The 24,585-nt window shown below is 60.8% G+C and carries 18 protein-coding genes; 4 read left to right on the top strand and 14 right to left on the bottom strand.

The window, feature by feature from the left end:
- Position 1: 1 nt before the first annotated feature.
- Positions 2–3,100 carry a PD-(D/E)XK nuclease family protein gene (locus ACQQ92_RS02810; protein WP_427795725.1) on the bottom strand — a complete coding sequence of 1,033 codons (3,099 nt, stop codon included), beginning with the start codon at positions 3,098–3,100 and terminating at the stop codon, positions 2–4.
- A gap of 240 nt (positions 3,101–3,340) precedes the next feature.
- Positions 3,341–3,640: a YerC/YecD family TrpR-related protein gene (locus ACQQ92_RS02805; protein ID WP_154515917.1), complete on the bottom strand. Its 300-nt coding sequence runs from the start codon at positions 3,638–3,640 to the stop codon at positions 3,341–3,343.
- Between the two features lie 326 nt (positions 3,641–3,966).
- Between ACQQ92_RS02805 and ACQQ92_RS02800 the strand changes: the two genes are divergently transcribed.
- Positions 3,967–4,332, top strand: coding sequence for a phage holin family protein (locus ACQQ92_RS02800; RefSeq protein WP_427717799.1), 366 nt, complete (start codon positions 3,967–3,969; stop codon positions 4,330–4,332).
- Between the two features lie 137 nt (positions 4,333–4,469).
- Here the strand turns inward: ACQQ92_RS02800 and ACQQ92_RS02795 are convergent, their stop codons facing one another.
- Positions 4,470–4,898: an RrF2 family transcriptional regulator gene (locus ACQQ92_RS02795; RefSeq protein WP_154515923.1), complete on the bottom strand. Its 429-nt coding sequence runs from the start codon at positions 4,896–4,898 to the stop codon at positions 4,470–4,472.
- A gap of 252 nt (positions 4,899–5,150) precedes the next feature.
- On the opposite strand from ACQQ92_RS02795, the gene cysK reads away from it, so the two are divergent.
- Together cysK and mnmA are read left to right on the top strand one after the other, a co-directional pair.
- A complete protein-coding gene (gene cysK, locus ACQQ92_RS02790; RefSeq protein WP_154515926.1) occupies positions 5,151–6,089 on the top strand; it encodes a cysteine synthase A in 939 nt (312 codons plus the stop codon).
- 17 nt (positions 6,090–6,106) lie between these two features.
- On the top strand, positions 6,107–7,372 hold the full coding sequence (gene mnmA / locus ACQQ92_RS02785; RefSeq protein WP_427795724.1) for a tRNA 2-thiouridine(34) synthase MnmA: 1,266 nt from the start codon (positions 6,107–6,109) through the stop codon (positions 7,370–7,372).
- 8 nt (positions 7,373–7,380) lie between these two features.
- Here mnmA and ACQQ92_RS02780 read toward each other — a convergent pair whose 3' ends face one another.
- The 4 genes from ACQQ92_RS02780 to ACQQ92_RS02765 form a co-directional block, all read right to left on the bottom strand.
- Positions 7,381–8,754 (bottom strand): hypothetical protein, encoded by a 1,374-nt coding sequence (locus tag ACQQ92_RS02780; RefSeq protein WP_427795723.1) that lies wholly within the window; start codon positions 8,752–8,754, stop codon positions 7,381–7,383.
- A gap of 138 nt (positions 8,755–8,892) precedes the next feature.
- Positions 8,893–9,936, bottom strand: coding sequence for a M42 family metallopeptidase (locus ACQQ92_RS02775; RefSeq protein ID WP_427795722.1), 1,044 nt, complete (start codon positions 9,934–9,936; stop codon positions 8,893–8,895).
- A 604-nt stretch (positions 9,937–10,540) separates the two neighbouring features.
- On the bottom strand, positions 10,541–11,707 hold the full coding sequence (gene fucO / locus ACQQ92_RS02770; protein WP_427795721.1) for a lactaldehyde reductase: 1,167 nt from the start codon (positions 11,705–11,707) through the stop codon (positions 10,541–10,543).
- A 229-nt stretch (positions 11,708–11,936) separates the two neighbouring features.
- Positions 11,937–12,653 carry a YoaK family protein gene (locus ACQQ92_RS02765; protein WP_154515938.1) on the bottom strand — a complete coding sequence of 239 codons (717 nt, stop codon included), beginning with the start codon at positions 12,651–12,653 and terminating at the stop codon, positions 11,937–11,939.
- A 250-nt stretch (positions 12,654–12,903) separates the two neighbouring features.
- On the opposite strand from ACQQ92_RS02765, the gene ACQQ92_RS02760 reads away from it, so the two are divergent.
- Positions 12,904–15,048, top strand: a complete 2,145-nt coding sequence (locus ACQQ92_RS02760) for a YgiQ family radical SAM protein (protein WP_427795720.1) — start codon at positions 12,904–12,906, stop codon at positions 15,046–15,048.
- Here the strand turns inward: ACQQ92_RS02760 and ACQQ92_RS02755 are convergent.
- The 7 genes from ACQQ92_RS02755 to ACQQ92_RS02725 all read right to left on the bottom strand — a co-directional run bounded on the left by ACQQ92_RS02755 (position 15,045) and on the right by ACQQ92_RS02725 (position 24,308).
- Positions 15,045–15,956, bottom strand: coding sequence for a CPBP family glutamic-type intramembrane protease (locus ACQQ92_RS02755; protein WP_427795719.1), 912 nt, complete (start codon positions 15,954–15,956; stop codon positions 15,045–15,047). The two genes, ACQQ92_RS02760 and ACQQ92_RS02755, sit on opposite strands and share 4 nt — an antisense overlap.
- An 88-nt stretch (positions 15,957–16,044) precedes the next feature.
- Positions 16,045–16,248 (bottom strand): type II toxin-antitoxin system RelB/DinJ family antitoxin, encoded by a 204-nt coding sequence (locus ACQQ92_RS02750; protein WP_117647680.1) that lies wholly within the window; start codon positions 16,246–16,248, stop codon positions 16,045–16,047.
- Positions 16,249–17,168: 920 nt separating this feature from the next.
- Positions 17,169–18,551, bottom strand: coding sequence for a 6-phospho-alpha-glucosidase (locus tag ACQQ92_RS02745; RefSeq protein WP_427795718.1), 1,383 nt, complete (start codon positions 18,549–18,551; stop codon positions 17,169–17,171).
- Positions 18,552–18,554: 3 nt separating this feature from the next.
- Positions 18,555–20,171 (bottom strand): PTS transporter subunit EIIC, encoded by a 1,617-nt coding sequence (locus tag ACQQ92_RS02740; RefSeq protein ID WP_427795717.1) that lies wholly within the window; start codon positions 20,169–20,171, stop codon positions 18,555–18,557.
- Between the two features lie 99 nt (positions 20,172–20,270).
- Positions 20,271–21,125 carry a PRD domain-containing protein gene (locus tag ACQQ92_RS02735; protein ID WP_427795716.1) on the bottom strand — a complete coding sequence of 285 codons (855 nt, stop codon included), beginning with the start codon at positions 21,123–21,125 and terminating at the stop codon, positions 20,271–20,273.
- Between the two features lie 18 nt (positions 21,126–21,143).
- Positions 21,144–21,656: a PTS sugar transporter subunit IIA gene (locus ACQQ92_RS02730; protein ID WP_427795715.1), complete on the bottom strand. Its 513-nt coding sequence runs from the start codon at positions 21,654–21,656 to the stop codon at positions 21,144–21,146.
- A 447-nt stretch (positions 21,657–22,103) separates the two neighbouring features.
- Entirely contained in the window at positions 22,104–24,308 is a 2,205-nt protein-coding gene (locus ACQQ92_RS02725) for a DEAD/DEAH box helicase (protein WP_427795714.1), read from the bottom strand.
- Positions 24,309–24,585: the final 277 nt, after the last annotated feature.

Below are 24,585 nucleotides of genomic sequence, written 5' to 3'. Positions count from 1 at the left end.
TCTACACGTCCCTCCTTACAAACGTTCCTTCGTGGTTATACGAGCAGCGGGCATGCGCGGCCTGCGTCGACGCCGGGTCGACAGCAGTGACGTTGCCCGCCTCGAGTTCGCGCAAGCGCTCGGCGATGCCGGCCTCCACGCGATCGAGCAGGGCGTCGAAGTCCATGCTGCCACCCTCGCCGGGAAAACCTTTCTTAAGGCCCGGGATGCGACCGTCGCCACGCTCCTCCTCGAGCAGCTCGGCGCTCGCGGCACCGCGCAACGCGGGCTTGCCGCCCTTGGTCGAAAAATAGAGTGCCGCACGGGTATCCAAATCCAACGCCCGGCGCATGGCCTGGGCGTAGATGAGCGTTTGGGTATGTGGCGGCAACCAGCGCGGATCGTCGATAGGCGCCGTGCCCGATTCCTCGTCGCGCACCGTAGGGTCGGCGAGCTTAAACTCCTCAACGCCCGTGCGATGCTTGTAGTCAATCACCACAGCGCGATTCTCGGCATCCACATCCACGCGGTCGATGCGCCCGCCGAGCGGCCAGCCGGCATACTCGACCTGGAGCTCGTTGAACGCAAACTCCAGGTAGCGCGGAGCGAAGGGGGCAAGCGCCTCGGACTCGCAGGCAAGCACGCCCTCCAGCTGCGGCAAGATCTCGGCAACCTGACGCTCCTCCACCGGCGAGAGCGGCACCAGCGGGCCCTCGTTGCCACGCTTGCCGGCGTGCTCGGCCAAGGTCTCGGCAAAGACCTCGTGCAGCAGCTCCTGCGCACGCGGCAGGTTTTCGGGCGTCACACGCTCCATGCCCTCTTGGGGCAAACGGGCATGCAGATGTTCCAGCACGTCGTGGACAAAGTTGCCCTTCTCCATGTTGCCAAAACCCGCGTCGATAGACTGGGGCTTAACGCGATACGAGACGAACCAGCACAGCGGGCAGGTGGAATAGGCCTCGATCTGCGAGGCAGACGTCAGACGCGGTACAAGCGGCGCGTCCTCGCCCTCGCCGTCCCGACGGCGCAAGACCAGATATGGCACGGCCGCCTCGCTCAAATGCTGAGGAGCCTCGCATGCCACGCGCTCGCGCTTGAGGCCCTTGCCGGCTGCAGGGTCAAAATCACCTACGATATCGCCCTCGCCCACGCATGTCACCTGAGCGGCACCGGTGGCCTCGGCATGCGCCCGCAACTCGGTCCACACGGCAGCCGGATAGCACTCGCACGCCTGGCGATCGTGCGTCACGCGCGCAAGCGCAACCGGGCCACGTGCCGCCCGCATCGCGTGGCCAAAGCGCACGCGCAACAAGGCCGCAGGCTCAAGCGTCACGCCCTCGCGACCAAGGCTCGCAGCCAACGTGGCCAGCGGTCCTTCCTCGTGTGAGAGCGGATAGCTGTCCAGATCGACATCGGCAAACAGCACGGCATCGTAGCTGCCGGGGCGCAGAGCCGCCGCATCGGCAAGCGAGGCAAAGCGAACCTGGGCACGTGGCGCACCGTCAACCTCGTAGGTCTCGTAATCGTAGGCGGTGCTACGCTTGTCCACCTTGGTGCGAATGCCATCGAGCACGGGCACGGTCGCGGCCTGCGACACGTCGAGCGCGCGGGCGTCATTCATAAGGATGTCGATGGCGTGGCGCAGCAGGGCCGTCTCCGCTTGGCGACGAGCTTGGCCATCCAGGCTGCCCAGCGAGCGATCGGGCAACGCCTCGGCAACGGCAAGCATGGCCTTGAGCGCCGTCACAGGCTTGTCGCGCCACAGTGCCTGGAACACGTCCGAGACCACACACGGTACGTTCTTAAACCAGTTTTCGTCGCTCGCCGCCTTGCGTGCGCCCCTCACCTGGCCTTGCACGCTCTGCAGCAGGCTCTTAGCGCCCGCGGTAGTCTTGCTACGCGAGAGACGCATATTCTTATCGAAGATACGGGCATTGGCTGCATCAGCGCCCGAAAGCGGGCTGTAGATCCAGTCGGTAAGCTCCGGCGCGGGCCACCACTCGGTCTTTGACGCCACACCCTCATCGGCCGCCTTCATGCGCTCGATCAAGCTGGCAAGCGCCGCAAACTGCCTGCCCGCAATGGATTGGGAAAACGCCGTGAATTCAGTTGTCTCGGCAGCGATATGACGAGCCGCCAGACGAGAGGCGAGCTCACCGAACAGCTGGGGTGCCCGGGCAGAAACAACGAGCACGCGTACGGGGTCGGCGGAGAGGCCGGCGGTATCGTCGGCCCCGAAACCCTGGCACGCTTTTACCAGATCATCAATTGCGTCCGCATAAGCATGAGCACGGGCGTGGGGGCCAGCGACCTCAATAAAGGCAGGCTGAGCGGTAGCTCCACAAGCGGCATCAGACGCGACGGCGTCCTCCCCCAGCGGCGCGACCTCAAACAGCACACCGCTGGCATCAAATGCCGCGGCAAGTTCCTCGCGCATCGCCGCCTGCTCGCGAGCAAGCAGCACGACGACCTCTCCCCCACTGTTCGCCACAGCAGACAGCAGCTCGAGCAGACCGTGCGTAAACGACGTGACGCCGCGTACACAGACGGCACGGGCGCACGCCGGCAGATTATCGGCCAGGGCGCTGGCCATAATGTCAGCCGCCTCGCAGGGCTCGACCATATCTCGACGGTCCAAACCGCCCGCGTAGGCACGCAAAAGCTCGAACACACGAGCCTCGGCATCGCTTTTTGGCTCAGGCCGGCAATTGTTGCCACGGCATCGCTCGGCAGCTGTCCCCGCCACACCTGGCAGCACATCGCGGGCCATGCGCGCAAGCATGCGCACCGTGCCCTGGCTGCGCGAAAGCGGCTGCAGGTCGACATCATCGAGACGCGTGACCATGTCCGAAAACAGCATCTGGCGCTGCAGGTTGTCGACGAAACCGCGCCCGTCGCCCAAAAGCTCCCAAAGCGAGCGAAGCCACGACGCGGGCGTCTTGTAATCGATGCCCAGCGAAACGCCGGCTTCCGCCGCATCATGACGGCACAGGTCGAGCTCGGCAAACGTTGGCGCCAGCAGCACGGCACGCCCGTGGCGGGCAATAAGGTCGGCAAGCAGCGCCGATTCGGCATCGCTCAAATCCGTGCCGGCATTAGTGGTATAGATTCGAACAGGCATGGCCCTCCACTCAAACTGTTCGCAATAATCAATGCATCCATCCTACCCGCCCAAGCGGACACATTGCCACCGCAGCTTCATCTTTTGGCGCTTTGGAGACAAGTCGCTTTGCACCGCATTGGTGCCAAGGGGGCAGACTCGTCCGTTGGTGCAAGCGAACCTGGCCCCTTTGCACCAATTATTCGGCATATAAAAACCGCCCCCGGAGGAGCGGTTTTTCACAATTCGTTTTGCCGCGGCCTATTCGCCATCCTCCAGCTTAATGAGGATTTTGCGGTAGCCACCGTACTCGCCGTTGAGCGCCTTGGATACACGGCTCACCGTGGTGGACGAAGCGCCGGTACGGACCTGAACCTCGACATAGGGCTCGCCCTCGTCCAGGTAGCGCGCGACCTGCAGACGCTGCGATAGATCGCAAATCTCGCGCGGTGTGCAGATATCGGTCAAAAACGCTTGGATATCTTTCTCGTCGTCCAAAAGACTAAATGCGTGGACTAGCTGCTTGACATCAGGCTTGTCAAACATGTTCTCGATATTCATCGATCACCGCCAAACCCGCCAAAAGGCATCGAAGTTGATACTGGTACCGGGCATCGTTCGCCCACTCTATGCAATAGGGCAACGCATGTGGCTTTTGCCCGTAGCAGTTTAGCACACCACCAAACTAAAGTGACAAGACTCTCTGTCAGCGGCGCGTTTTTTAGGACGAACGCCGTTTTGAAACCGAATGCGCACGCAAGCTCCACGAATATCTGAGACAATGGGCGCCCAACGCAGAGGCGCACGCCAAGGCAACCATCCGATTCGCCGCGGCAAACGAGCTTACGCGCCACCAACACGTCACGCGCACCGGAAAGGAACCCACCATGCGCTTCTTGCTCAACTGGCTTTTGACCTCAATCGCTATCGCGATCGCCACGTTCCTCGTCCCCGGCATTCAGCCCTTCGGCATGGCCGACGCCTGGGTCTGCTTTGCCTTTGTGGGACTGTTCCTCAACGTCGTCGACTCGCTCGTCAAGCCGCTCCTGACGGTCATCTCGCTGCCGCTCACCATTATCACGCTGGGTATTTTTCAGCTTGTAGTCAACAGCTTTATGCTCGAGCTTGCCAGCTACCTATCGGTAAATCTGCTGGGCGCGGGCATCTCCATTGCCAGCTTTGGGTCGGCCTTTATGGGTAGCATTTTGGTGTCCATCACTCGAAGCATCTTCGACAGCATCGCCAGGAACTAAAGCAACCGGATACGGACCGCCACAACACGCCAAAACGAAGGCCGTCCATCGCAACGATGGACGGCCTTCGCCTTTGTCAAGCCTCAGAGGACAAGAAAATCTACCATTTCTACCCCGTCCCCAAATGGCTGGTGGGGCTAGATGACGTAGTCGTAGCCCCCGTTGGGGGCGACGAGCGCATCGAGCGTCACACCGTCGAGGTAGTCGTTGATGAGCTTGTCCAGGTTCTTCCACACGTCGAGCGTGGGGCACTCGTCAGATCGCGAGCAGCCCTTGCAGTCGCCATCCAGGCAGGCGACCGGCGCCAGGCTGCCCTCGGTCAGGCGCAAGATCTCTCCCACCGTATACTGCTCGGGCGGGCGCGTGAGCACGTAGCCGCCGCCCTTGCCGCGCATGCCCGAAAGCATGTTGGCGCGCACGAGCGTAGCCAAGATGTTCTCGAGATATTTCTCGGAAATCCCCTGTCGCGCCGCAATCTCTTTGAGCGGGATGCGACCGGCCGCCTGGTGCTCGGCCAGGTCGACCATAACGCGCAGGGCGTACCTGCCCTTAGTAGAAACCAACATATATAGTGCTGCCTTTCGGTCTTTTAATCCGTTGAAATTCTAGCCGAAAAATTGGCTTTGAAAATACCCATTCCAGTCAAGGTGGTTAATCAGCTCGTAATAATCTCCTATTTCCTATTGCATTACTAGGCTTTAGTGTCTACTATGCTTGCCAACAGCTAAACAAACAACCTATAAGGTTTATGGGTTTAGCTACTAGGCCACCGTAAAACCACACGGTATCCAGTCATTTGAACACTTTGGAGGTTCACCATGAGCAAGGTTTATACGTCCATCGATCAGCTTATCGGCCACACCCCGCTTTTGGAGCTCACTCACTTTGAGGCCGATGAGGACCTTAAGGCCCGCGTGCTCGTCAAATTGGAATACTTCAACCCCGCCGGGTCCGTCAAAGACCGCGTCGCCAAGAACATGATTGACGAGGCCGAGAAGGCCGGCAAGCTCGTGCGCGGCGGCGACTATACCATCATCGAGCCCACGAGCGGCAACACCGGCGTCGGCATCGCCTCGGTGGCGGCGGCTCGCGGCTACAAGGTGATCATCACCATGCCCGAAACCATGTCCGTCGAGCGCCGCAAGCTTATGCAGGCATACGGCGCACAGCTCGTGCTCACCGACGGCTCCAAGGGCATGAAGGGCGCCATCGCCAGGGCCGAGGAGCTGCAGAAGGAGACCCCCAACAGCATCATCGCCGGCCAGTTCGTGAACCCCGCCAACCCCGCCATCCATAAGGCCACGACCGGCCCCGAGATCTGGGACGACACCGACGGCAAGGTCGACATCTTCGTCGCCGGCGTTGGCACCGGCGGCACCGTGACCGGTGTGGGCGAGTTCCTCAAGGAGCAGAACCCCGAGATTCAGGTTGTCGCCGTCGAGCCCGCCACCTCCCCGGTACTCTCCAAGGGCCAGGCCGGTCCGCACAAGATTCAGGGCATCGGTGCCGGCTTTGTGCCCGACGTCCTCGACACCCAGGTCTATGACGAGATCATCCCCGTCGAGAACGACGACGCCTTTGCCACCGGCCGCGCCGTGGGCCACAAGGAGGGCGTGCTCGTGGGCATTTCGTCCGGTGCCGCCGTGTGGGCCGCGCTGCAGCTGGCCAAGCGCCCCGAGAACGAGGGCAAGACCATCGTGGCACTGCTCGCCGATACCGGTGAGCGCTACCTGTCCACGGCACTGTTCCAGGACTAGAGCCTTTTTCCCATAGGTTGAGCTCAGGGACGAACCTGCCTCCTCTCTCTCCCGACGGTCTGAGCCCATCCCGTCAGGGTGTCCCACGAGACGTCCGAACTTGCTACAATGTCTGCGGCGCGGAACCAGCCTCCCGCGCCGCTTTTCTTTTTTGGCCACATGCCACCAAGGAGAACCTCCCCATGCACAACAAGCGCGTGCTCGTCGCCATGAGCGGCGGCGTCGATTCCAGCGTGACTGCCTATCTGCTCAAGTGCCAAGGCTACGAATGCGTCGGTGCCACTATGCGCCTCACCTGCCCTGCGCCCGATCCCGTCACGGGCATGAGCAAGGTCGACCGTGACATCGCCGATGCAAAGGCCGTCGCCGATCGCCTGGGGATACCTCACCATGTGCTCGACCTGCAGCAGGCCTTCGACCGCAACGTTATCGAGCGCTTCGTGACCGCCTACCAGGAGGGGCTGACGCCCAACCCGTGCATCATCTGCAACCGCCATATTAAGTTTGGCGCGCTGCTCGACGCGGCACTCGATATGGGCTGCGACTACATTGCCACGGGTCACTACGCCAAAACGAGCCAAGCGCCCGATGGCACCTGGCAGCTGCACCGCGGCGAAGACTCCAAGAAGGACCAGAGTTACTTTTTGTATTCGCTCACGCAAGAGCGCCTGGCACGCACAATCTTTCCGCTGGCAGGGTTGGACAAAGAGCGCAACGTGCGCCGCATTGCCGCCGAGCAGGGCTTCATCAACGCCAAGAAGGCCGAGAGCGAGGATATCTGTTTTATCGCGGACGGCGACTACGCGGGCTATATCGAGCGCCGCTGTGGGCATGCCGCCGAGCCGGGCGATATTGTATGGCGCGACGGCAGCGTGGTCGGACGCCACAACGGCGCACTGCGCTATACCGTCGGCCAGCGCAAGGGCCTGGGCGTCGCGATGGCGCGCCCCGTGTATGTAACGGGCGTCGATGCCGCCAATAACATTGTGCATCTGGGCGAGGCTGAGGACCTGACGGCGACGGCACTCACGGCCAACGACTGGATCTGGAGCGCCCCTGCCGACCGCATGGAGGCAGAGCTCACGTCCGGCGACATTCGCGTGGGCACCAAGTACCGCTACCGTCAAAAGGACCAGGCAGCGACCCTTACACGTGGCGCCGACGGACAGATGCTTCTGACCTTTGACGAGCCGCAGCGAGCCATCGCCCCCGGCCAGGCCGTCGTTATCTATCGCGGCGACGTCGTCCTGGGCGGCGGCACGGTAACTGCCGCCATCAAGTAGCCGCAGGATTATCGCCGCACGTGTCGAAGCACTTCAACAGCAGCATTCACCTCGATAACGCGACGCTCGAGGCCGCGGCAAATGGACTCGAGCCGGCCCTCCGCTGTGGCCCATTCGCTCTGCGAAAGAATCTCGATCGCCTCATCAACAAATCCGTTGAGCCGCGATGAATCGAACCAATCGAGTGAGTCCGCAAGCGCCAGCTGGACGGAAGGGTCGGGCCCAAACGGCTTAGCAGAAAACCCAAACTCCCCAGCTGCGAGCACGGCAGTTGGTACGTTGTACCACAGGCAGTTGCCGCTATCGAACAGCGGAGCAGGCCTTATCTCCAGGGTGTCGACATTGCGGATGATGCCGAAGTTTCGCCAATGGCGATCGCTGTTGGCCAAAAGGGCATCGCAGACAATCATCTGCGACATAGACCTTCTCACGGCAGCCTCGTCTGCTCCATGTTTACCAAGGAAGCGGCAGTACCGGTCGTATGTCGAGTTTCCCCGCTGGCTACCAAGTGCGCCCTTAACGTAAACAGCCGGAACGTATTCCTCGCGGCCGTCAAGAAAGTCGTCGCACAGACACACAGGGCCATCGAACATCCGCTCAACCGTATAAGGAACAAACTCGCCCTCCGACAACAAGCGACGATGTAGAGCCGTTGCAACCGCCTCGTTAAAGGGACGCTGATCGTCCATGCCGCACCCCTTGACCAGAACGCGAACAGCGTTGCGAATCATCCACGATTTAGGAAGCTCGCCCTCGGATGTGTTGTCGGGATTTTTAAGACCGATGCCCTCCAGCCAACCCGAACGTCCCTCGGGCGCCGATCGCTCAAAATCATTCTCGAAGTAATTGAGGTTTCGCCATTTGAGCCCGTCGCATTCTGCCGGCCGCAGCCAATAGCAATCCGAAAGCGAGAGGCCCAGGCACTGAACCGGGACCTCGATGCCACTGGCAATTCCCAGTTCACGATAGCGCGAGACGAGTCCGGGGCGGACGTCAGGCACCGACCGATGGCTCCACCACACGTTGAGCTCCCGCTTATTCACCGTAGGAGAAGAGCTCGAGCACGTGCCAAACGGCATTCGTTGTGCATCGAGGACCTCCGCGATTTCGAAGGGAAATTCGCGCGACGGATCAAATGAGACATGCGCGACCTCATGGTCGGCCGACATCAGCGTAAACTTGCGCCCCACATCGGCCGCAGGACGGCGTCCTCGTTTGCGGACCTTTTGATAAGCGACCGCGGAATTGTACTCGACCATCTTCCGTCCGCCCACAATATCGCACGCGAGCGTTCCCGATGCGGCAAGTTGAGATATGCGGGCTTTCGTAACGCCCAGCAGGCGGGCAGCATCACCCATAGACAAGTACTCAGACGTATCCATACACCGCATCACCTCGTTAAGTAATTTACACGTTTAGTTAATAGATTACATATATCATAATACTAAACGACCAAAAGCGAAAAAAAGCCCGAGAAATCGGGCCTTAGCGATTGGTCAGCCGAGTCGCAAGCTGCTCCCCTAGCGCTGAACGTAGGCGCGAACCAGCTCGTAGGTATTGCGCACGCCGTCGATGTGGCTGCGCTCGTAGTTGTGGCTCGCGTACACGCCAGGGCCGATCAGGCCGTGACGGATGTCGTAGCCGGCGGAAAGCGTGGCCTCAACGTCCGAGCCGTAATGCGGGTACACGTCGATGGCGTAATCGAGCTCCAGCTCGCGCGCGATATTGGACAGCGTGGTCACCAGATCGTAGTTGTAGGGGCCGCCCGAATCCTTGGCGCAAATCGACACCATGCGCTCGGTGCAGCCCAGATCGTCACCCACGCAACCCATGTCAACGCTGATCATCTCGCGCGTGTCGGCTGGCACGAAAGCGCCACCGTGGCCGACCTCCTCGTACACCGTAAAGAGCAGTGAAACCTTGCGCGAAAGCGTCACCTCGCCAGCGGCGACGGCACGCGCCAAGCCCAGCAAAATGGAGGCCGACAGCTTGTCGTCCAAGAAGCGGCTCTTAATATAGCCGCTCTCCGTCACCGTGGTGCGCGGATCCATAGCGATGATGTCGCCCGTCTGAATGCCCAGCTCAAGCACGTCATCCTTGCTGTCGACATTCTCATCGAGCAGGATTTCCATGTTCTTCTCGATGGTCTTGACCGGCTCATCGGCCACGTGCGCCGAAGGCTCGGTATTGAGGACCACACCCGTGTACACATTGCCATCGCGCGTGTAGACGGTGCAGTTCTCGCCATCGGCCGTAGACCACTGATGCCCGCCGATCGTCGTGGGACGCAGGCGACCATTGTCCTTAATGGAGCGCACCATGGCGCCCAGGGTATCGACATGGCTCGCCAACACAAGCGGCTCGCCCTCGCCGCCAAGCTCAACCAGCACGTTGCCCTTATTGGAACGCTCGGGGCCAAAGCCCATATCGCGCAACGTTCCCATTAGATAATCAGTCGCCGCACGGGTATAGCCCGTAGGCGAAGCAATAGAAGTCAGCGTCTTAAGCTGTCCCGCGATATAGGAGAGCGTCTCCTCTAGAGAAGCATCAATATTAGAAGCCATATGCGTCCTTCCAAGTAAAACTAAGACCGAGTCCCGATTTTAACCGTTCTGCACGGTCAATGCCCTAGGAGCCGAGCCGCCTCCCGACGTCCCCGCACCGGTTTTGTGCACGCGCACGTCTTACAATCCCAATCTTGCATAAATCCTATCGGTATCTGCATAGAAATGAGGAATCTTTTTGCTTCGTCTCAGGGTACCCCACCTTGGGCCGTGCAAAAAACGGAGTATTCAGCACCGTGGGCCCCAACGACCCCATCGCGAACGACAAAACGACGCGGTTACAGCAGTGTTGCAGGTCGTCGCAAAGCAGAAACTCAGTAACAACCCCCTCCACTCATCGATAGCCCGCCCACAATGGCTGTCGATGGGCGCCTGTGGGCCACTACGGACCCTTCAAAACGTTATGCATTTTTAAGAGCTTGCTGAATACTCCCAAAAATGCACGCTGGAAAGTGCACCACCTATCCGCAGCGGGCAGCATGCTTTAGTTTTACCCGTCCCAAGACATCGACGCAGCACAAAAAGCCCCGCCGTGCGTAGCGCGGCGGGGCCAGCGGCAAGTCAAAAGACCATACGCCTACGGGCGAAGGACCACCAAACTGGGCTAGGCAGCCGGGCAGATCTTCTTGAAGAGCTCGATGACGTCGTCGAGCGTCGCCTCGCGCGGGTTGCCCGGGAAGCAAGCATCGGCCATGGCGTCCTTGGCCAGGACCTCGATCTCGTCAGCCTTCATGGCCTCACAGACGTGCGGGATGTTCACGTCAGCGGAGAGCTGCTTAACGGCGGCGATAGCGGCGTCGGCAGCCTCATCGGTGCTCATGCCCGTGGTGTCAACGCCCATGGCGACGGCGACCTTGGCCAGGCGCTCGGCGCAAACCGGCTTGTTGAACTCCATGGCAATCGGCAGCAGCATGGCGCAAGCGACGCCGTGCGGAGTGTCGTAGTGAGCGGACAGGGTGTGAGCCATGGCATGGTCGATGCCCAAGCCAACGTTAGAGAAGCCCATGCCGGCAACATACTGACCAAGAGCCATGCCCTCGCGGCCGGAGCCGGGCTGGCCGGACTTGGCCTCGGCAACGGAGTCGCGCAGGTTCTCGCTGATCAGCTTGATGGCCTCAAAGTGGAACATGTCGGAGAGCTCCCAAGCGCCCTTGGTGGTGTAGCCCTCAATGGCGTGGGTCAGAGCGTCCATGCCGGTGGAAGCGGTCAGGCCGGCGGGCATGGAAGCCAGCATGTCGGGGTCGACGACGGCGACCTCGGGGGCGTCGTTGGTGTCGACGCACACGAACTTGCGGACCTTCTCGGGGTCGGTGATGACGTAGTTGATGGTCACCTCAGCAGCGGTACCGGCGGTCGTCGGCACGGCGATGGTGAACACGGCGTGGTTCTTAGTGGGAGCAACGCCCTCGAGGCTGCGGACATCGGCGAACTCGGGGTTGTTGATGATGATGCCGATGGCCTTGGCAGTGTCCATAGAGGAGCCGCCACCGACGGTCACGATAGCATCAGCCTCGGCGGCCTTGAAGGCCTCGACGCCGTCCTTGACGTTCTGGATAGTGGGGTTGGGCTTGATCTCGGAGTAGAGGCTCCAAGCGATGCCGGCGGCATCGAGCTCGTCGGTCACCTTAGCGGTAACGCCAAACTTGACCAGATCGGGGTCGGAGCAGACGAAAATCTTCTTGTAGCCGCGACGCTGGAGCTCGCCGGGGATCTCCTTGATGGCGCCGGAACCATGATAAGAAATAGTGTTGAGAACGAAACGATTAGCCATTGATAGCCTCCCATCGTGTGCGGGGCACCCATTACGCCCCACGCTATAAGTCCCATCCTAACGCTTTTGAAGCGAAAAACGCGTGAGAACGTCAGATTATTTAAAGCGTTTCAACAACTGGTATCGTCACCGCCTGACCACTAAACAAAAAAGGGGCGGCCGAGATGACCGTCCCCTCCCCATTATTGATCAGTGTGGCAAGGGGTCAGCCCCTTGCCACATCCTGCCGCTATTTTTGGCAGGCCTCTTTCCAATCTTCGCAGGCGCGCTTCCAGCGAAAACGCAGGTCGCGCTCGCGGTCGATAAACATGATGGCAAACGCCACGAACAGCAGCACGCTCGCCACCGCAATAGCGTGCAGCCCCATGCGCTCAATACACCAGTTTCCCAGCACAGCGCCAAACACAAAGGTAAAGATCACGCCAAAGTACAGCAGGCCGTTTTCCAAAAAGCCGCGCTTGTGGGTGATGATGTAGTCGTCCACGTTTTGCAGCGCATTGCGCAGGTTACCGATGCACATGGTCGTGGCAATGCCGTGACCGTGGATCTTGCGGAAGCTCTCGACCTGCATACCGCAGGCAAACGAGATGAGGCAGTTGGCGAGCAAGTTGTAGCCGCCACCGGGGATAAAGCTCACGCCCAGCAAGATGACGGCTTCAAAGAACACCGTCACCTGGCGCCAGTGAATCACGCTGCCAAACCGTTCGTGTACCAGGTCGGCAAGCATAATGCCCACGGCAAACGACACCACAGGGAAGAAATAGCGCCCCGCGAGCGCCCAATTGCCCTCCGAGATGCTCACGCCCACCAGCAAGATGTTGCCCGTCTGCGCGTTGGCGAAAACATGGTCGCGCCCAATGTACGAATAAACGTCCATAAAGCCACCGGCGAGCGCCAAGATGATGCCCAGCTCAATAGACTCCGATATCTGTTTGGCACGCTGCATCGTCGTGCGCCCTCCTTGTTGACGACCCTCTCGTGCGTTGGCGGAAACATAGCCGCCGTTCATACTGTAACCCATTGACAACATGGCGCGCCCGCGAGACGGACTCCCCAACGCGCAGATACACCGTCTGGAAACAAACGGCGGGCGCGGCATCGACACCCGACACCTCGTGTACTCCACCAGTCTTTTTAGCCCCGTCCCAAAAAGACTGGTTACAATTACGTGCAGCATACAAACACCGGGAGGAATCGTGGCAAAAAAGCCCCAGGACGCTCAGCACAACCAGCACGGCAAGCATGCCCAACGCGGCCAGCAGCAAAAGCGTGGAAGCAAAGCCCAGGGCTCGCGCCCCGCGCATGCCCCGGCAGCGCCTGTCCGCCCCTGGCGCCCGGGCCGCGATAAGTTCCTCCCCGTCAGCCGCGCCGACATGGATGCGCGCGGCTGGGACCAGTGCGACTTTGTCTACATCTGCGGCGACGCTTACGTGGACCATCCCAGCTTTGGCATGGCCATCATCAGCCGCGTCCTCGACGCGCACGGCTACAAGGTGGGCATCATCTGCCAACCCGACTGGACCGACCCCGCCAGCATCACCGTGCTCGGCGAGCCGCGCCTGGGCTTTCTCGTCAGCGCCGGCAACATGGACTCCATGGTCAACCACTATTCGGTGACCAAGCACCGCCGCCACACCGACGCCTATACCCCCGGTGGCGAGGAGGGACACCGCCCCAACCGTGCCGTCACGGTCTACGGCAACCTCATCCGCCAGACATTCAAGGACGCCCCCATCATCATCGGCGGCATCGAGGCAAGCCTGCGTCGCTTGGCCCACTACGACTACTGGCAGGACAAGCTCAAGCGCTCGGTACTGCTCGACTCGGGCGCCGACATCCTCATCTACGGCATGGGCGAGCACGCGATTGTCGAGATCGCCGACGCGCTCGACGCGGGACTGCCCGTCGATCAGATTACCTATATCAACGGCACCGTCTACCGCACGGGTTCGCTCGACGAGGTCTACGACTATGACCTGCTGCCCAGTTGGGACGACCTTACCGCCGACAAGCTCAACTACGCGCGCAGCTTTAACGTGCAGCAGCAGAATATGGACCCCATCACCGGACATCGCCTGGTAGAGCCCTACCCCAACAGCGTCTATGTGGTGCAGAACCCGCCGTCGGCGACGCTCACCACCGACGAGATGGACGAGGTGGCCGAGCTCCCCTACGCACGCGATTGGCATCCCGATTACGACGCGGCGGGCGGCGTGCCGGCCTTTGCCGAGATCAAGTTTTCGATCAGCTCCAACCGCGGCTGTTTTGGCGAGTGCTCGTTTTGCGCGCTCACCTTCCACCAGGGCCGCGTGCTGCAGATGCGCAGCCACGACTCGATCATGCGCGAGGCCGAGCTGCTCACGCGCGATCCCGAGTTTAAGGGCTATATCAACGACGTGGGCGGGCCGACGGCCAACTTTAGCCGTCCCGCCTGCGACAAGCAGCTCAAGCACGGCGTATGCAAGAACAAGCGATGCCTGTGGCCGAGCGTGTGCAAGAACATGGTGGTCGACGAGAGCGGCTACACGCAGCTGCTGCGCGACCTGCGCCAGCTGCCGGGCGTCAAGAAGGTCTTTGTCCGCAGCGGCATCCGCTTCGACTACACCATGGCCGATGCCTCGGACGAGTTTTTGCGCGAGCTGCTGGAGCACCATGTCTCGGGCCAGCTACGCGTAGCACCCGAGCACGTGAGCGACGCGGTGCTTTCCGTGATGGGCAAACCGAGCCGAGCCGTCTACGACGCATTCTGCCGTAAATTTGAACGCTTGAACCGCGAGTACGGACTCAAGCAGTACGTGGTGCCGTATCTGATCTCGAGCCACCCCGGATCGACGATGAAGGAAGCCGTGGACCTTGCCGAGGCCGTGCGAGACATGGGCTACATGCCCGAGCAGGTGCAGGACTTCTACCCCACGCCGTCCACCATGTCGACGTGCATGTACTACACCGGCGTGGATCCGCGCACCATGGAGCCGATCTATGTGGCGCGCGACCCGCACGAGAAGGCCATGCAACGCGCACTCATCCAGTATCGCAAGCCCGAGAACTACAAGCTCGTGCGCGAGGCGCTAGAGAAAGCCGGCCGTCGCGATTTGATCGGCTACACCAAGCATTGCCTGATCCGCCCCGTGCCGCCACGCCCGGGCGAGACATCTGCCGGCGGCGGACATGGCACCGGTAAGAAGAGCGGCAAGGGCCACGGTGGCGCTGGCGACGCTGGAGCCAAGGGGCCCAAGGGCAGCAAGGGCCACGGCGGCATGTCGCGCGCGCAGAACACCGCCGGGCGCAACCGTGCGGCTCAGGGGCGTCAGGGTGCCAACGGAGGCGGTCGCCGCAACTAAGGCAGCAGTGCGCTCGCTGCGTCCATCCCACACGCGTGGCGCAACGAGCGCATTGCCTCAACGAGGATGACGCCGGCGATGGCAACCGTGACCGCCACGTCGAGCGGCGTGTTCACAAACCACAGCATGCCCATGAGATACGACCCGGCATTAAAGGCAAAGTGCAGCAGGATCGTGTAGCGGAGCTTTCCGGTCGTCACGAGCAACCAACCAAAGATGAGGCCGGCGGCACCCGCGTAGCAACCCTGCACCCAATTCATGTGCATAAAACCGAAGATTGCCGCCTGCAGCATAATCGCCGCGGCGACACCCCACGTGCTTGGGGCCGCCCAGGGCACTATGGCGCCGTCTTGCGCACTCGCACGACGCCGGCGCTTCCAGAGCGGACGGCACTGGGGATTAAACGCACGCAGCGAAAACTCAAAGATGACACCGCGCACCAGGAGCTCTTCGCAAAACGGCGCGCCGAGCACCGTGGTCAGGACGGCAAGAGGACTGGTATCGCCCATGCCCGTTTCCTCGACAAGCTCGCTGTAGTCGGCCGCGGCATCGGGCAACAGCGACAGCACGGCGTCGGTCACGTAGCTAACGACCACCTGCAGGGCAAGACCGATCACGATAACGCAGGCGATGCGCTTCCACGCCCCACGCGCTCCCCCGCCGAGCGAATGCTCGCTTTGCGAACGCGCCATAAACGAGCGCGGCCACAGATAACGCCACCACAGCAGCGCCATCAAAAACGACGCCGTCTGAGCGGCGGCTTGGAACCATTGAATATCGAGATTGTCAATCGGATAGCCCGTCAGCACCGACACGGCATCGAGAACAGAAAACAGAACCACCCTCAGGGCTATATCGGCAGCGACAACGCCAAAACAGGCGAGCGCCCACGCTATCGCATTGAGCATGCCAGCCTCCTCAAAACCCGGTACTTGGGGACGTTCCTTAACTGCCGGCAGAAAATGAACGTCCCCAAGTACCGACAGTTTGGGACAGTCATTGTTGATGAGAATCGGGTGCAGTGCCAAAGGCCCCGCTGGGCGAAATGTCGAACGGGAAGGTGCCGCAGCGATTGAACGCGGCGATAAACATGCGGATGGCGTTGGACGGCGTGGTGCCCACGAGCTGGGTTGCCGCCGCGAAGGCCGCCTTTTCCTCGGGCAAGACCTTCGCGACAACCGGGGTCATGTGTTCTGCCATGGCGCTTCCTTTTTGAAACAACGGTAGTGCGGATAGATGCGGGCCACGCGGCTGGGCGACGGGCTGTGAAGGCAACCCGATTGGCCCGCATCTGGAGTTTGTTTCTGCGGCGTTGGTATTACTTGGTATTCCTGCGTTATACCCGGCAGATAGAATACCACACCCGGCCCCATGGGGACGGAGAAAAGACGGATTATTTTGTTGCTGGGTTAGTATTTAGAGCGTGATGATGTCCGAGATATCGAGGTCCTAAGCGTCGGCGTATGGCGCGCCCAGGCTGGGTATCCGGCGCATGGCGCCCTATTGTCTTGCATAATTTCGCTTATGCCATGCATAAAAAGACGGGGGCACCCCTTCTCGTCCCAACGTACCCCCGCTTGGACCGTGCAAAAACCGGAGTTTTCAGCATCGCGGCCCCCGCAGGCGGTGCCGCAAATCGTGGACGCCGCGCGATTGGCGTCGTTTTGGGGCACGGCGCGACGCGAAACGCGCGTTATCGCCGCGCCGGACGCCGTCAGCCAACCCAAATCGACTGCCGAAGGATCCCGCTGGCTCAAAAAGACGATTCCGGCGCGTATGCAGTCACCCCGGCTTGCTGAAAACTCCCGAAAATGCACGGCGCGCCCCGGGGGACCCGTGCGCGCCACGAAAAACACGCCCGCATCCAAAAGAATGCGAGCGCGAAAGCCGGATGGCGGCAAGGGCGCCAGGCAGCGGGCGAAATCCCCGGCGTGTCCGCCCGGGCACCGCAGCCGCCGCGCGTCAGCAGAAAACCTCATGCCCTGCGTTGATGTCAGAGAGCCCATCCCCCGTATCAATCCTTTGCGCAAAACGGAAATGCCCCGTCCGCGCAAGCACGCGAACGAGGCATTAATCAAGTTTTGCGGTCAGCGACTCTTTTGCGCCAGCGTCTTCTGCCTTTAGCTAAGCTCGGGCCAGTAACCCTTGTTGGCCTCGATCATGTCGTCGAGAACCTCCTTGGCGACCTTCATCGACGGCACGGTCTTGTTCAGCGTAAAGGCCTTGAGCGCCTTCTCGTACGAACCCTCGATCGTAGCCTCGACCAGGAGCTTCTCGGAGTTCAGCTGCTGCATCATGAGGCCCTGCTGGAACAGCGGAATGTTGTCGCGGCTGATGACTTCGGGGCCGTTCTTGCCAATGTAGGCAGGCAGCTCGACCATGGCGTCGTAGGGCATGTTGGGGATAGCGCCCTTGTTCTCGCAAATGACCAGGAAGCGCTGCTTGGTGTCGTTCTTCAGAGCGATAGCCAGGTCGGCAATCCAGTCGCCGTGGCTGCCCGCATAGAACGTGCTCTCGTCGATCTCGCCCGTCTTCTCGTAGTGATCGATACCATCAAAAAGGTTCTTCTCGCGCGTCTCCTCGACCTCATTCGCACGGGTGCGCTCGGGGTTGGAGTGCTCGACGAACTCCTTCTGCTGCAGGTAGTAGTTCAGATACGTGTTGGGCAGATACTCCGGGAAGCACTCCATGATCTCGTACACGCCCTTCCAGACGTAGTACCAGCTGCCCTTGGTGTGACGGTTCTGCTCGGGATGCTCGTCGGTGGCCTCCTCGGGCTTCTTGGACATCAGCGAGCTCATGCCCTTGAGGTACGAATCGGCCAGCAGAATCTCATGCTCCTTGATGTACTCGCGCAGCTGCGGGAGCACCTCCTCGCCCTTGTGGCGGATCGAGGTGAACCAACCAAAGTGGTTGAGGCCAAAGTAATCGTACTCGACATCCTTCTTGTCGATATCGAGCGCGGCGCAAACCACGTCGATAATCGCGATCGGCATGTCGCAGATGTTGATGATGCGAGCATTGGGACGCAGAACGCGGCAGGCCTCGGAGACGATGGCGGCAGGGTTGGAGTAGTTGAGAATCCAGTAGTCCTTCTTGGCGTACTTCTCAACGTCATCGATCAGCTCGACCATGGGGAAGATGGTACGCATGCCATAGGCAAGGCCGCCGCAACCGCAAGTCTCCTGACCCACGCAGCCGTGACGCAGCGGAATCTTCTCGTCCTGCTCGCGCATGGCGTAGCCGCCCACGCGCATCTGGGCAAACACGAAGCTCGCGTCGGTAAAAGCCGTCTTTTTGTCGGTGGTCACCGTAAGCTTGATGTCCAGGCCAAGGTCCTCGTGCAAAATCCAGTCCACGAGAACGCCGATCTTGCGCTGACGCTCCTCGTTGATGTCGTACAGACGAATCTCGTCAACGTCGAGCTCGTCCTTGCGCAGGGCGATGGACTTGACGATGCCGGGGGTAAAGGTGGATCCGCCACCACACAGAGTAATGATCATTGTTTACTGCTCCTTCTCAATTGTGTTTTCGACCTTGTCACGCATCTCGGCGACCTTCATGCCAAAGATGATCTGGATATTGTTGCCGTTGCGGTTGATGCCACTGTTGGGCACGTGGTTGATGAGGTCCTCATCGATGAGGTCCGGGTTCTTAACGTTCACGCGGAGACGCGTAAAGCAGTTCTCGAGCTCCTCGATGTTGTCCTTGCCGCCAAGACCTGCGACCAGGTCGGCAATGCCTGCATCGACGCCCTCTGCGGGAGCCGCGGCAACAGCGCCCTGCTTCACCGCAACAGATGCGGCGGCCTCGCCCTCGGCAACGGACTCGGCGAGCTCGGACTCCTCCTCGCGACCGGGAGTGTGGAGGTTGAGCTTCTTGATAAGGAAGGTGAAGAGGAAGAAGTACAGAGCGGCGTTGACGACTCCAAGCACCAGCATAACCGGCCAGTTGGTCTTGTCGACACCCAGGACCAGGTTGGAAACCACGACGTTGATGATGCCGCCTGCAGTCGAAGCGGGCACGGAGAGGACCTTGAGCAGGACCAGGAAGATGCCGGAAAGAACCGAGTGAACGACAAAGAGCACGGGAGCGGCAAAGACAAAGAGGAAGTCCATGGGCTCGGTCACGCAGGAGAGCACGACGGTGATGATCAGCGGGATGATAACAGCCTTGGTCTTGTCCTTGTTCCCCTTGTAAGCAGTGAAGATAAAGGCGAGACCGATACCGATGTAGGGCCACAGGTTGTTGAAGGCATAGCTGTTGAAGTAGGTGCTATCGGAGAAGGGCTGGCCCGTCATTGCCATCTCGGCGACACGGATGGGATAGGCGCCGGCGATAACCTGATCGCCCAGCGTCAGGGTGCCACCCACATCGGAGAACTGGAACGGGATGGAGATGAGGTGGTGCAGACCGGTGGGAACGAGCAGCTTGTTGAGCATGCCGTAGATAAACAGACCGATGTTGCCCGACTCCTTAATGATGCCGGCAACGGAGGAGATAGCACCCTGAACCGGAGGCCAAACGATGCAAAAGCCAGCGCCCATAATCCAGGAGATGATGATCATGATCAGGAACGGAAAGCGAACGCCCGAGAACATCGACAGGGCAATGGGGAACTGCTTGTTCGAGTACTTGTTGAATACGGCACCGGTGATGCAACCAAGAATGATGCCGCCAAACACGCCGGTATCGAGCACTTGGATGCCCATAACGGTGCTCTGGCCAGTTCCGGTAAGGCCGAGCATGCCGCTCGCCTCGGCAAGAGAGCCGGTGGCGTTGAGCACGATGTTGTTAGCCTGCAGGAACAGGAAGAACGACATCAGGGCGATCAGCGAAGCATGGCCCTTGTTCTTCTTTGCCATGGCGCCGGCGATGCCCACGCAGAACAGAATCGAGAGGTTGTTGATGATAAACATCAGCGACTGATAGACAACGGCGCCCACGAGCTGGAACGGACCGAAGCCCAGCACAGGGACCATGGCGCAGATGGTCTTGTTGGTCAGAATAATGCCCACGATGAGCAGGATGCCGGCAACCGAGAGATACATCATCGGCTGGACGATCGATTTCGCGAACACCTCCAACGACGCTTTGAAATTGAACTTCTTTTTTGCGGTCATAGCGGTACTCCCCTTCCTTTTCCGCAAATTAAGACAGATGTGCCCTAGACAAGACCGTGAGCCTTGCCTTATATCAATCGATGTGTGGGCACGTTATGCCTAGAGACCAGGTTCTCCAAGCAGGTTAACAATGTGATATGCGAGATAACTCTTCTCGGCATCGGTAACGACAACGTTATAGGTAGACGACAAGTGGGCGGCTATGGCGTCCGCGCACGAGAATGCACACGGATACGCCGTTTCATCGATTCGGAACAGCGCGTCTCCGTTGATTTGCCCGGCCGTAGGATCGAGCGCTCGCTGTGCGAAAAACTGCAGGTGACGAACGAAACGTTCATAAGGCAGCGAGGTGTCATCGAGGGTCGTAGCATAGCGCTTGGAAACAATCGCGAGCACGTCACGAACAAGCTGGACCGAAACAATCAAACGATCGGAGCGTTGCGGCATGGTGGCGTTGACGATGTGCAGCGTAATGAAACCCTGCTCTTCTTCGCTCATCTGGATGCCCATATACTCCTTGACAATCTGCAACGCACGGCCCGCAAGCGCATACTCCTTGCGATAGAACTGCTGGATCTCGAGCAGCAACGGATTCTCACAGGAGACGCCCTTGCGCTCGCGCTCCAAAGCAAGGCTGATATGGTCTGCGAGAGCAATGAGAATCTTGTCGTTGATATCAACATTGAGCTCTCGACGGAGCATCTGAACAATGTCCTCGGCAATCACGAGGTTGACGGTGGGGATGGACTCCAAAAGATGCGCCAAGCGGTCAATCGTACGCGAATCCTGAGAAGTTCCCTCCTGCAACGCGTAGGTCTTTTCGATCGACGCCTCATCGATGGCATCGCCGGCATGACGGCCAAAGCAGAGGCCTCGACCGATGACGATGAGCTCGGAGCCATCGTCCGAAGTGACCATTGCGACGTTGTTGTTAAAAACTCGCTTGATAACCACGGTACCCACCACAAGAACTTACTCAGAAAGCCAGACGACAGACTCTTTAACAACAACAGGGCCGGAAGCATGCTCACGAAGAGTCGAGTTCTCTGAGCGCTCGCACACGATAACGAAGACCGTGGGATCGAAGCCGGCGGCGCGGACCGCGTCGAAATCGACCTCGACGAGGGGCTGGCCCGCGTCGACATGGTCACCCTGGGCAACAAGCGCATGGAAGCCCTTGCCTTCAAGCTTAACAGTATCGATTCCGATATGCAGCATCACCTGAGCAGAGCTGTCGTCGGACATGATGCCCAGCGCGTGCTCAGTCGGAAACAGCGCCGCAACGGTGCCTGAAACAGGAGCGCACACCGTTCCCTCTTGGGGAACCACGGCAACGCCATCGCCCACCGCACGGCTGCTAAAAGCGGGGTCATTGGTATTTTCTAGATGAACAAGCTCGCCGGAAACGGGAGCGAGGATTTCGAACTCGGAAGCTGCAGTCTTCTGCTCATCCGAACCGCCCATCAGGCGAGAAAAGAAACCCACGGTGGCATGTCCCTTCATAAATATAGCCCAACCAAAATCAAGCGAATGCATCCATAGAGACACACCCGTTCAAAGACTTTGGTTAGGCCCACGTCCGAGGGACTCGGTAACCTTCCGCATTTCTTTTACGGGAGTTATTGTAGACAAGCCCAAAGCCGGAACAACCATTATGACCGATGAACGGTATTTTTTCTTCGATAAACGGTATTTAGGCGACACTTGGGGACACTCCTTGTTTGGTGCATTGGGGACAGGTTACTTTGCACCAATCATGAGTTGCGGTGAAATAGGGACTGAAAAGCCGCTCAAAAGGCCAAAACAGTCCGTACTCCACCGCAACTTCAAGACGTTGGTGCATATGAACCCGTCCCCCTTGCACCAAAAAGGGCCCCGAGCGAAGTTGCTCGGGGCCCTTAGTTCACCTCGCTCTAGCGCGCGACGCGTATGTTACTTGCGCTTGCCGCCGCCGTCACCGGGGCGACGGGAGCTGCCGCCGCGCTTGCCGCCACGGCTGTTGCCATAGCTGCCACGGTTATCGCGACCGCCGGCACGGCCACCACGGGAGCCGGCCTGGTTGCTACCACGTCCGCCGCGATAGCCGCCGCGACGCTCTTCGCGGGTATCGTCGTAGTTGCGCCAATCATCGCGACGATCGCGGCTGGCACGCGGATCGCGACGATCGCGCGACTCGCCAGAACGGCCGGCGCCACTGCGGCCGCCATTGCCGCGAGCATCCTCGCGACGTTCACCGCCGCGGCCGCCGCGCTCTTCAAAGCGCTTGCCGCCACGGGACTCGCCGCCGCGGCCGCCGCGCTCGTCATCGCGACCGGAACGACGACGGTCGCTCGCGCCGCGCTTGCCGCCGCGCGAGCCACGGCCCTCGTCCTCGCGCTCAACACGGCGTCGACCGCCGCGATCCTCGTCCTCGCGGCGACGGCGATGTGCCTCGCCCTGGAACTGCTTGGCACGGCGCTCGGCACGGTTGCCGCGCGGGGCCGGCTCGACGGCACCAGCACCGCCGCGCTCCTCGGCAGCCACCTCGCGGGCCACACTCTCCACGGCCTCGTCCACGCGAGCCTGAACGCCCTCGCGCACGCGGGTCTTGCCGCCGCGCTTGGGACGGCTCGGGCGCTCGCTGTCGCCGCGACGCTCATCGCGACCGCGGTTGGAACGACCGGCCACATCGCCGTAATCGTCGCCGTTGCGTTTGCCGTCGCGACGCGCATGCTCAAGCTTCTTCTTGCTCTTGGCCTTGCCGCGCTTGGTCTTCTTCTTCACCTTAAAGGCCGCAGGGTCGCGCTCGGGGTCAACCGCGGGCGGATTGGGGCCCACGTGCAAGTCGCCGGCCTCGTAGATGTCGGCAGTCTTGTCCATGAGCTTCTCGATCTCGTAGAACTCATCCACGTCCTGCTCGGTCACAAACGTGATGGCCCAGCCCAGCTCGCCGGCGCGGCCCGTACGGCCAATACGGTGGATGTAGTCGGTCGGCTCGGCCGGCACGTCAAAGTTCACGACGTAGCGCACGTCGCTGATGTCGATGCCGCGGGCGAGCACGTCGGTTGCCACCAGCACGTCGACGGTACCGTCGCGGAAGGCCGAAAGCGCGCGCTCGCGCTGGGCCTGGCTGCGGTTGCCATGAATCGCGGCAGCCTTGATGCCCTTGCGCTCCAGACGACGGCAGCAGCTGTCGGCACGGTGCTTGGTGCGCATAAAGACGATGGTGCGCTCCGGGCCTTCCTTCTTGAGGAACTCGGGCAGCAGGTTGTTCTTGGCCTCGATGGACACCGGGAACACAAACTGGTCGACGGTGTCGGCGGTCGACGTGGCGGGCGCGATCTCCACGCGGGCCGGGTCGCTCACTAGGTCGGTAATCTCGCCCACGGCCTCCTCGTCGAGGGTCGCCGAGAACAGTAGCGTCTGGCGCTCGGCCGGCGTCTCGCGCACAATACGGCGAACGGCGGGCAAAAAGCCCATGTCGAGCATGCGGTCGGCTTCGTCGAGCACCAGCACCTTGACCTCGTCCAGGTGGCAAGCGCCCTGCTCGATCAGATCGACCAGACGGCCCGGCGTTGCGACCAGGATGTCGCAGCCGTACTTGAGGGCAGCGGTCTGCGGCTTGTAGCTCACGCCGCCCACGACGGTCACGGCAACATGGCCGGTGACGTCGGCGATCTTGCTCGCGACCTCGTCGATTTGCTGGGCGAGCTCGCGCGTAGGGGTGATGACGAGCATCACGGGGCCGCGGCCGTTGCCCTCGGGCTTTTTAGCACCGCGACGACGGTTACGGCCGCCGCGCTCGCGCACAGGTTTGGGAGGAGCGATGTGCTCCAGATTGTTCATGGTCGGCAGCAAAAAGGCGGCCGTCTTGCCGGTGCCGGTCTGAGCGGCGGCAAGCAGGTCGCGGCCCTCGAGCACCACGGGGATCGAGCCGGCCTGCACGGGCGTCGGCGCCGTGTAACCCAGGTTCTCGATGGCACGAAGTATCTCGTCCGAAAGACCCAGCTCGTCAAAGGCGGGCAGGTTCTCGATAGCGGACTCGACGGTCTCGGCGGCGCTGGCCTCGTCGGCCGCATCGAAGGCAGCCTGGGCCATGGCCTCGCGGGTCTCGTCCAGGATCTCGGCGTCGGTGACGTCGGATACAGAATTACGCATATGTTGTTGTTCCTTATCTGCACGCGCAAGGGGCACGGCATGCGGCCGCGCGGGCGTGCTTGGTAGTGCGCTAGTACATACAAAAACGGGTGCGCACAGAGAGGACGTTGCTCAGCACGCTGGCGATCGCTTTGGCAGCCATATCACGCGCCGTCCAGACGCAGCAGCTCTAAGCGATGGAGCAGATTCGCCGCGGGTTAGTATACCTGCACTCCGTATGCCCCCACGTAAACCACAGATGACGAGGCGGACGGGGTGGGTCTGGGCCAATTGTCTC

The sequence above is a fragment of the Collinsella sp. SGI.241 genome, assembly GCF_050312955.1.
GTDB lineage: Bacteria > Actinomycetota > Coriobacteriia > Coriobacteriales > Coriobacteriaceae > Collinsella.
The sequence above is the reverse complement of the archived record's forward strand: the minus strand, read 5'-3'. Positions and strand labels throughout refer to the sequence as shown.